5 protein-coding genes are annotated in these 9,922 nt (G+C 48.8%); 4 read left to right on the top strand and 1 reads right to left on the bottom strand.

What is annotated here, in order from left to right:
- Positions 1–425 precede the first annotated feature (425 nt).
- The 3 genes from ACQ4V8_RS21630 to ACQ4V8_RS21640 all read left to right on the top strand — a co-directional run bounded on the left by ACQ4V8_RS21630 (position 426) and on the right by ACQ4V8_RS21640 (position 4,321).
- A protein-coding gene (locus ACQ4V8_RS21630; RefSeq protein ID WP_436572177.1) for an IS3 family transposase occupies positions 426–1,606 on the top strand; the annotation gives its coding sequence in 2 pieces (ribosomal slippage) (positions 426–696 and positions 696–1,606; 1,182 coding nt in all).
- Between the two features lie 191 nt (positions 1,607–1,797).
- A complete protein-coding gene (locus ACQ4V8_RS21635) occupies positions 1,798–3,393 on the top strand; it encodes a metallophosphoesterase family protein (RefSeq protein WP_436572178.1) in 1,596 nt (531 codons plus the stop codon).
- A 4-nt stretch (positions 3,394–3,397) separates the two neighbouring features.
- Positions 3,398–4,321 carry a hypothetical protein gene (locus tag ACQ4V8_RS21640; RefSeq protein ID WP_436572179.1) on the top strand — a complete coding sequence of 308 codons (924 nt, stop codon included), beginning with the start codon at positions 3,398–3,400 and terminating at the stop codon, positions 4,319–4,321.
- Between the two features lie 3 nt (positions 4,322–4,324).
- Here the strand turns inward: ACQ4V8_RS21640 and ACQ4V8_RS21645 are convergent, their stop codons facing one another.
- The gene (locus tag ACQ4V8_RS21645) at positions 4,325–5,272 is read right to left on the bottom strand and encodes a DNA-methyltransferase (RefSeq protein WP_436572180.1); all 948 of its coding nucleotides are present in this window, start codon (positions 5,270–5,272) and stop codon (positions 4,325–4,327) included.
- Positions 5,273–5,370: 98 nt separating this feature from the next.
- Between ACQ4V8_RS21645 and ACQ4V8_RS21650 the strand changes: the two genes are divergently transcribed.
- A complete protein-coding gene (locus tag ACQ4V8_RS21650) occupies positions 5,371–9,612 on the top strand; it encodes a bifunctional RecB family nuclease/DEAD/DEAH box helicase (protein WP_436572181.1) in 4,242 nt (1,413 codons plus the stop codon).
- The last annotated feature ends 310 nt before the right edge of the window (positions 9,613–9,922 follow it).

Raw genomic sequence — 9,922 nt, forward strand, 5'->3', positions numbered from 1 at the left:
TCCTGCCGGATCTTCGGGGTGGTGCGGGCTTGGGGATGAATGCGTGAGCTCATGGACTGAAGTTTATGCGATGTGCTGTAACCGGTGGGACGATCTCGGTGGCAAACCGCCGATCAACTCGTCAAGCACAGCTTTGGCTCGGAACAGGGCCATGCTGCGACGAGGAATATGATCGCACGAAACTAAACAGTTAGCTAACCTTCGGTTAGCTAACTTCACACCTGTTTATTCGTACTTCGTGCTTAACGGTTCCTGTATGGCCGAGCAAGATAGTTACCGTTGGCCATTTCATGGAAAAGCGATCAAATAACACGAAAAGAAAATATGCCGCCTACCAATGGCAGCTACTTTAATGCCTAACTGTAGTGGTCTAATTTGCCCGGACACCTCGATAGGTGGAAAATGCACCACCTGAGGAGTTTTACATGACAACAAAAAAACGCAGAGTATTCGATACCAGCCTGAAGCTGGAAGTGGTGCGCATGGTGCGGGAACAAGGTCAAAGTGTCCAAAACGTCAGCGAAACCATGAGCATCGGCCCAACCGCGATCCGGCGCTGGCTGACACAGTACAGCGCCGAGCAGAACGGCCAGCCCGGCATCGGCAAACCGCTCACGGCTGAGCAGCAGAGAATCCGGCAATTGGAGCTGGAAAATCTGCAACTCCGGCAGGATGTCACCATCTTAAAAAAGGCATCGGCCTTCTTTGCCCGCGAAATGAAATGATCTATACGGTCATCCGACAGCTGCAAAAGGAGGCCATTCCGGTGCAACAAAGCTGCGAGGTCTTGGCCGTGAGCCGATCCAGCTTTTACGAGGCACAGCGTCGCTCTGCCACGCCGGTGGTATGCAAGGCGAGCATTCACTTGAAGGCGGCGTTCATGGCAAGCCATCAGTGCTATGGAAGCCGCCGGCTGGTCACTGCCCTAGCTAACGCAGGTTTGCGCATCGGACGCTATAAGGTGCGCCGCCTGATGCGCCAGGCGACTTTGAAGCCAGTCTGGAAGCGGAAATTCGTGCATACGACGGACAGCAAACACGGTTTGCCGGTCGCTGCCAATGTGCTGAATCGGCAGTTTGATCCAGCCGCGCCGAATCTCGCTTACGTTAGTGACATCACCTACATTCGGACCGGTGCTGGATGGCTTTACCTTGCCACTGTGCTGGACCTGTACGCGCGCAAAGTGGTCGGTTGGGCCATGGCGCCGAGCATGCCGGCCCAGCTGGTCTGCGATGCCTTGAGCATGGCGATCGGACAGCGGCAGCCAGCCCCAGGATTGATCGTCCATTCGGATCGCGGCAGCCAATATGCCAGCGCGCTCTACCAGGATATGCTGGCCCGGCATGGCTTCGTTTGCAGCATGAGCCGTAAGGGAAACTGCTGGGATAATGCCGTGGCCGAGCGCTTCTTCCTCAACTTGAAAATGGAGCGCGTGTGGCAACGTCAATATGCCAACCATGCCGAAGCAAAGGCCGACATTACCGATTACATCGTCGGCTTCTACAACTGCAAGCGCATCAATTCAGCATTGGGCAATCTGCCGCCCACCGTCTATGAACGGAAAATGGCAGCACGCGAACCTATCGTTGTGTCCGAAATTACTTGACCACCACAAACAGGTGGAGTGATTGCGATGATCGATGTAAAAATTGGAATTAAATGAATAACACCTGATGGATTAACCCATTGACCACTTGACAAAATTTACTATGAGAAAGATGATTGGGCTCTTACCTCACATTCTAGCGTTCCCGATACTGGTAAGCGATCCCCCCCCCCAATTTGTCAGAGGCACTCATGTCAATCGCGCAGCGCAACATTTTTTCGTGGCTACACATCTCAGATCTTCACTTTGGTCATGGAGATGACACCTATAAGTGGGACCAAAAGTCAGTGTTGACTGCCCTGCACAGTGACGTAGAAATGGCTTTGGAAAATTGGCCGGAACTGCCTAAGCCAGACGCTGTCTTTATTACCGGGGACATAGGATTTTCGGGAGATTCACTAGAACTTGACGAATACAAGCAAGCCGAAAATTTTATTGACGGAATCGCCAATACATTAGGACTACCCAGATCCATGATTTTCATGACGCCTGGAAATCACGATGTTCAAAGAACCATAAATAAGGAAATTATTGATGAGATTCGAGCGCCGGGAACGAAAATAGATTCTTATATAAAAAGTGGGGAAAACCGTAAGAAATTATATGAAAGATTTAGTAATTATCAAAAATTTTCTGACACTTTGCATAAAAGAAATTTTGAATATTGGGAAGAAAAAATATCAATTCCAGACTTTGGAAATATTGCAATCATGGGTGTCAACACGGCGCTTACAAGTGGTGACGACAACGATAAAGGAAACTTAGTTCTTACAGGGGAACAGTTACATTTTCTCTCAAGTACACACGCCAAAGTACGTCTAGTTTTGACACATCATCCGCTTAATGAGCTATGGATAAAGAATGAACAATCGGCGCAGCACAGGCTAATGCAAGATCAAACTGTTCATTTGTATGGTCACGTACATAATCCCGATGTTAAATCGGTATCGAGTGCGGGCCTGCCTAACAATCATGTTAGAGTAATCGCGGCTGCGGCACATCAGGATCCTAGGGACGCCACCTCGGGGAAAGATAGTCATGGATACAATTTTGGCTCGCTAGTAGTCGACCAACAAGGCGATCTCATCGTCAGAACATGGCCACGGCGTTGGTTGGCAAAAGTAAACAACTTTCGTGTAGACCACTTCGGTGTTCTTGACAGGTTTCATTTTGACGATCGCCTGCTAGGGAAAAAATTTACACCCTCCGGCCTTAATCTCGATACGCCGGATAAAGTGCACCTTGATGGTGTCCACTGGTGGGGAGATCATATTGCATGGAATAAATTGCTTTTTAATAAAAAGAAACTTGATATCTTTGGAATTTCAGTGCGAGCGTTGTTTGAGCAACCGAATCATGACCACATAAAGGATTTTCTGGACAATGGAGGGAAGGTTAGCGTAGTGCTGGCCGATCCTAGAGACAAGCATACAATGGCGCAGTACGAGATTGATTTCGCTAGCAAAGCTGGTGATCGCACCGCCAAAGTGATCGCGACGCTCTCACTCATGCTGGGAATTCAGAAACGACTAAAATCTCCTGAAAATTTGACAATTGCAGTTACTTCACACTATTTTAAATATAGTGCCTACCGCATTGATGAAGATGTGTTGTTTGTGCCATATAGATTAATACCGGGAAAAGCCACTGAACATACTCCTGGATTATTATTTGAAAAATCTGGTAGCGTGGTTCAACGTTTTTTTAAAGGTGATCTGGATGGTTTATTAGAAAGCGCGACTATACTTAATGAAGAAGCTTTGACTGAAATCTTGAAAGCTGGTTAATTACATGCTGGACCTCTCGATTAAAAATCTCTATTTTCATAAAGACTACGACGGCGTAGTTGCGGCTGCTATGGTTTTTGAAAATCTTTCTGTGCCACCGCAACTACATGCAGTGCAATACAGCCCTAGCTTAAATTGGCTTTCGAAGAATCTAGGAGAATCTCCCGGGATCGTCGATTTTCTTTTTCATCCAACGGCAAAGCTTTGGGTCGATCATCATGCCACTTCATTTCTAGATGAATCGCAAAAAAGCAATTTCCAACCCGATCAGTATCGCGTACTCGACCAAAGTGCTCCGTCGTGCCCTTATATTATCGAAAAACTTCCATGGTTTTCGCTTGGCGAAAATTGGGTCGACTATATTAAATGGTCAAATATTATAGACAGCGCACAGTACTCTACTCCAGCAGAGGCAAACGATATTTCCAATCCTCATTTGATGTTGTCGCGTCTGATTGCAGAAATAAATGATGATTCTATATTGGGCGAAATAATTAAAGCTATATCAAGAAAATCCATAAAGGATGTTCTCGCAATTAAGGCCATTCGAGAAATAAATTCTAGGTTGGTAGAGCGCGAGGTAAAAATGCGTGAAATATTTTGGAGGGAATCCCGGTTCCATAATGGCGTTGGAATACTTGACCAATCTTCTTTCGATGTGCCCTATCACCGGTATATCGTCTACGAACGTTTCCCTCATATTCACTATGGGATTGGAATTTACCGCACAGAGTCAAATTTCATCGTTAGTGTGGGAGAAAATCCGTGGAATCGATGTGATGCTGTGGACCTAGGTCTTCTCTGTAAAGAATTTGGAGGTGGCGGTAGAAAAAATACAGCGGGTGTGCCCGTAATTTCAATGGAAAAAAGTCGCTCCTTAGCGCGCCTTATTTCCGAGAGACTTAATGATATCTTGGATTCGCGTTAGACTTTAGGCCGCTTTCCCCGCGTTGGGAGGGGAAGCCAAAACTGGCCCATTTTTAGCCGCAAGGTTCTTCCGACGGCGGCGCTCGTGCACATCACTACCTTTGTCATTGGCAATTCTTGCAGCAGCAAGTTGTGCGAACTCGGGCTCGAGCTCGACTCCAACGAACTGTCGATCAAGCCGCTTTGCTGCGACCCCCGTTGTTCCGGATCCCATGAACGGATCAAGCACCGTGTCGCCAGGCGCAGTGAACAGCTTTATGAACCACGATGGTAGGCCGACGGGGTAGGCTGCGGAGTGACCAGTGTTTGTGCATTCAGTTGGAAGTGATAGTACATTGGTTGGGTATGCTAAGTCCCGGTCCTTCCAGTTCGCTACCTGACGCGTGAGTGTATTTCCTGCCCCAGAGGGATTTCTGGTTAGGTCTGGAGATTTAATGGTACGGAACCGCTCTTCTTTCCATGCCCCCATCGGTACCATCACCGAATCCTGGTACATCTCAAAATTTTTCTGCTTGGTAAAGTGCAAACAACGCTCCCAGGCATCACGAAATCTGTTCGGCCATTTGCCGGGAAAGCAGTTTTCCTTAGACCAAATATATTCATCGGTCCACAGCCACCCTTGCTTTCGTAGGGCAATGATCAGCTCCAACACGTAAGTGTGGCGTTCGCCGCTAACGACGCGCTCCTTGATATTGAGGACAAACGACCCCCCCGGTTTAAGCACTCGTTTGAGCTCAGCACCGATGGGTAGGAACCAATCCACATATGAGTCAGGGTGAACACTAGAATATGACTGCTTCCTCTGATCAGCATATGGCGGTGAAGTCACGATGAGATCTATAGACTCCGCAGGCAACCGCTTCAATGACCTCGCACAGTCGCCTTGAATAACGCGATTAATCCAATTGTCGCCAGTCACACGTTGAAGAGGTTTTTGATTTTTTTTGGTCATATTATTCACATTATGCAACTGCGGCGTGGTAAAGTTTTAGAGGGATTTTCCCCATCGTTCTTATTGTAGAGAACAATTTTCATCAGGTCCAGACATTTATGCCGAAGTTGAGTAAACGAACGTTATCGTTGTATATCAAGTCAGATTGCGAAAGACGATTTGCACTTGACCTGTTTAACCATGATACGAAAGACTCTGCAAAAAGAATCGCGCTCGGGATGCCTGCCAGGCAGCCAACGCGCCCAGGTTTTGATCAAGTAGCAAGGGCGGGCGACGAGTGGCAGTTCGAGAAGGTGCAAGATCTTCAACGCGCTTTTGGCAAGAGTAAAATTATCTGGAAGCCAGCACCCACTGCAAAGCAACCATGGAACATCGACCATCAAGACTTGTTGGGTGTGCTTACCTCAGCCCCAACCCACTCCTTCCTCGTTGAATCGCAGTTTGCTTTCGCTCCGGCCTTCAAAGCTCAGTTCGGGTTAGATGCCCTTGAGAGAGGTAAGCATAAATTACGCTTTGCACGCTTACGCCCAGACTTGATTTACGTCGGTTCGCATGAAACGGATGTTGATGAAATCTGCGTTACTGGCGAAATTATTCCGCGTCCCCCAGGAGACTCGCGAATCGGGCTTCGAGTACTGGACATCAAACTTACTTCTGAGCCCTCGGCGGCTTACTTCGCGGAGACTGTACTTTATTCGATCGGCCTCGCTGGCTGGTTGATTGAAACAGGTTTATCGGCAAAATACTTTGTCCGCGCGGACCCTTCAGTTTGGCCAGGCTCTTATGAAGCATCGCCCTTACTCAAAGCTGAGGACCAAGCTAGGCGAGCCGGTAGAGTGGCGTCGATACAAGAGCTGCTGGATGGACTGGAGGCTGAAATCGAAATTGCTCCAGCTGACGTCTTCACTCCGCGCCTAAGAAATATTCTGGAACAGACGCTACCTCATATACTGGACTCATCCACTTCGTGGGATGCCTTACCGTGGGATGTGACAGCGAGATGTCGCAATTGCGATTACCTCGGTATGCATTGGGGGGCCGCGAAGGAACCAGATCCTGGACTTTGTATCCCAAAAGCCAAAAGTGTCGATCATTTAAGTAGGGTAGCGTTCGTGCCCAGGGGGGCCTATCGGAAGCTGAGAGCAAACGACATCGCTCAAGTGAGCCATTTAGGCAAGTCCGCCGATGGACACCCTGCCTTCGAGAGTCATCCACAACTACGTGCTCATCGTGGGATAGTAAAGGGCAGGGCTAGTTCGCTTGCTTGCGGGATGAGCGGAATCGCAAACGCTTCGGCAACTTCCGCAGTACTTCCTGCTTGGCCGAAGGCTCGAATTTTCCTAGTTGCCGAGTTCGACCCATCAAGCGCTATTTCAGTCGCGTTCGCATTGACCGCGACTTGGTGGGAAGTCGATGCAAACTTCGAAAACAAACAGCAACGCAAGGTTGAACGGTTCATGGTGAATGACCGTTCGATCAATACTGAGCGAGATGTCTTCATTCAGTTTTTGACTGCTATCGCTGACGCTATAACTGGAATAAAAAAGACTTTGGGTGACGTGGGCCTACAGATCTACGTTTGGGATTCAGTGACCTTTGACCACCTAACCCGATTGATCGGCCGTCATCTCGATACCTTATTATTCAGCAAGGACTTGAAGAAATTGGCGTGGCTGTTTCCACCAAATCAGCTCATCGCCAACGCAGACCTTTTGCACAAAGGATCAGTGGTCGCTATTGTAAATGACGTGGTTCGTTCATCGCTGGCCGCGCCGATACCTCATGTGTATACACTGCTTTCAGTGGCACGGCATTACCACCTTTCCTTTGTGACGGACGCGAACTCAATGTTTGCCATCGACGAGTTTTACGAAGATCCTCTCACAAGCCAAGTACCGATTGAGCGCATTCATGAATTCTGGCATCCAGCAACGCGAGCAAAACATATTGCGAGTATTAGCGCAAAATGGGACCACGTACTTCGCGTCAAGCTTCGGGCGTTGGAACACATTGTCACCCGTTTCACATTGGATCTAAGAGACTCATTGGTGGCAAACCCTCCAAAGATAAGCAGTATAAAAGCGCCGACCGCGCGTGAAAATATGGCGGCTGACTCTCAGTTGGTCTACGCCTTCGCGCAGTACAATGACGCCTTATCCGCTCAAGAGAGCCTGAGGATCCGCTCCTTACGAGCCGTCGAACGCGAAGCCACCTTTGCGAGTGCTCTCCTCGATGGCCTGTATGCCGACGCCCAGACAGTCCTTACTCAGTTCAACTTGACCACGGAGAAGTGGAGATATGTCTTCTCGCTTTCAAAGAATTCTTCCGAGGTGAAGGCAAAGGCCGGGGACTTCCTGTTCGCGATAAGCGATCCTGATGTCTTATGGTTCCTAGATCAAAAGCTCGGCTATCTCACAAAAAAGCTCTGCGCTGAACCTCCTGAGCAATTGATACCGAAGTGGGCGCGTAACAGCTGGAAAAATATCCCGCTATACACAGTCCTTCGCGTTACCGTTCGGGCGATTGATCGCGCTAATCGCGCAATAGCTGTAGATTTTGATCAGGCATGGTGGCCTCTCATCAGCTGGCTACAAACCAAAGGCGTCATTTCGTTTAGTTCGCCATTGATGATTGACCCTCTTCATAAAGACTACTTTTTGGACAAGCTGGAGAAGACTTTAAAAGCAATCGGCATCTCTCCCGCCGCCTTAAGTGCAACAATGAGCTCCCCCCCTCCGTTAGGCGGAAACAGGGGCGCTTTCGTTGCGACAAGGTATACAGACAACGCGGTAGCGGAAGTATTGTGGAAGGCAAAAGAACTGGAGAAAGAGACGTTGCCTGACCGCCCACCCAGCTCCTTCCCTGAAGTAATTATCAGTAGGTTGGAGCTCAATGCAGAGCAATTGCTTGCCGTTCAGCATGCGTACTCTAAGCGAATGACTTTAATCTGGGGGCCACCTGGTACTGGTAAAACACATACGCTTGCAGCAGCAATTGTCGCCCTTTTCTCGGGGACTGCATCTGGCGCCAGAAAAATACGAATGCTCGTTTGCGCGCAGACCTACGCGGCAATAGACGAGGTATTACGCAAGGTTTCAAAGTTTTTTCTTTCCGGTCAACCACTTCACGGTTTAAACGTGATTCGGTTGCACTCGTCAAGTGTGGAACCGGCCGCAATCGCGCACGTCCGTGACGTCACACTGAAACATGCTCGAACGTATCAACCCACTCAAGATGCGTTGGAAATAGTCGAGTACCTGAGAAATTCGACACAGCCTACTTTGGTTTTCGGACCTCCACAGCAGATCTACACGCTATCAGAGTTCGCTGACGATAAGCTGCAAACTGAATTATTCGATGTCGTCATGCTCGATGAAGCAGGACAACTTGATTTCGGAAACGGTGCGTTAGCACTGCACTGCCTAGCTGAAAATGGCAGCGCAATCATCGCAGGTGACCCACTACAGCTCCCGCCGATTCGACAATCTGTAGCCCCCGAAGCATATGAAAACCTACTTGGCTCACTCTATTCCTACTTCAAGCACCGCCAGGAAGTGCCCGAGTGCAGCCTGGTTACGAGCTATCGGTCGAATAGCGTGATCGTCGAGGCTGTCGCTAAAGCAGGATATCCACGCTTGAGTGCGCACTCACCTCACTTGAAAATTCGGTCGCGTCAAAATTTTGACGATGTATGGGATGCGATCCTTGTACCAAACGAACCGTGTTGCACAATTATTTATGACGATGGCGAACATGCACAGGCTAATCCAACCGAAGTACAAATCATCGCCAAAATTGCAGAGCGTGCGCGATTAAATATCTCAAATGCACTAATAAATGAGAAAGGCAACCATAGTACTGATCCCGACGCCGCTACTGCATTCGACGAAGACGTGTTTTGGAAAGAAGGTATTGGCATTGTCACTCCACATCGCGCGCAACAAGCGATGATTATTGCTGAGTTGACGAAAATTTTCCCAACCTCCAGCCCACTATTAATTAGAGATGCCGTCGATACTGTCGAGAGATTTCAGGGGCAGCAACGAAATATCATTCTAGTTTCGTTCGCGTTGGGCGACACTGATGCTATCGCCACGGAGGAGGAATTTTTGCTGAGCTTGAATCGATTTAATGTCATGATTTCACGAGCCAGAGCGAAGGTCGTGGTAGTAGTTTCTAGGCAGGTACTTGACCATCTATCTGATGACATAGAAATTCTAAATCAGTCCCGATTACTCAAATGGTATAGCGAGCGCTACTGCAATGTAAGCACACCAATTTCGCTACCGATAGGTAGTTCACTCGACGCAGAATTGAGAACTCGTTCTTTTGCGCCCTGATGTGCGCTCTGGTGGGCAGATTGGGCTAGAGTGGGCGCATTCGAAGACGTCGAAACGCTTTTTCGATCTATGCATCATCTGGCCTACCCCCATCATACCTCGGAGAAATCGGTCGTTGCATTTTCTATCACAGAAACTATGTTGCAACATTGTTCGCAGCAGTGACAGTCGCGTAAAATGCCGGCCTCGCGGGGTAAGCGTAAAGCCAGCGCCGTCTTGAGCCCGGCAATGAATTAGAAGATGATGGCATCACACCGCTGGGAAGCGGCGTGTTTTTAAGCCGAGGGAAGCGGCGTGGCGCAGTTCCAGG

The organism is Janthinobacterium paucivorans, assembly GCF_051380805.1.
GTDB classification, from domain to species: domain Bacteria; phylum Pseudomonadota; class Gammaproteobacteria; order Burkholderiales; family Burkholderiaceae_D; genus Janthinobacterium; species Janthinobacterium lividum_D.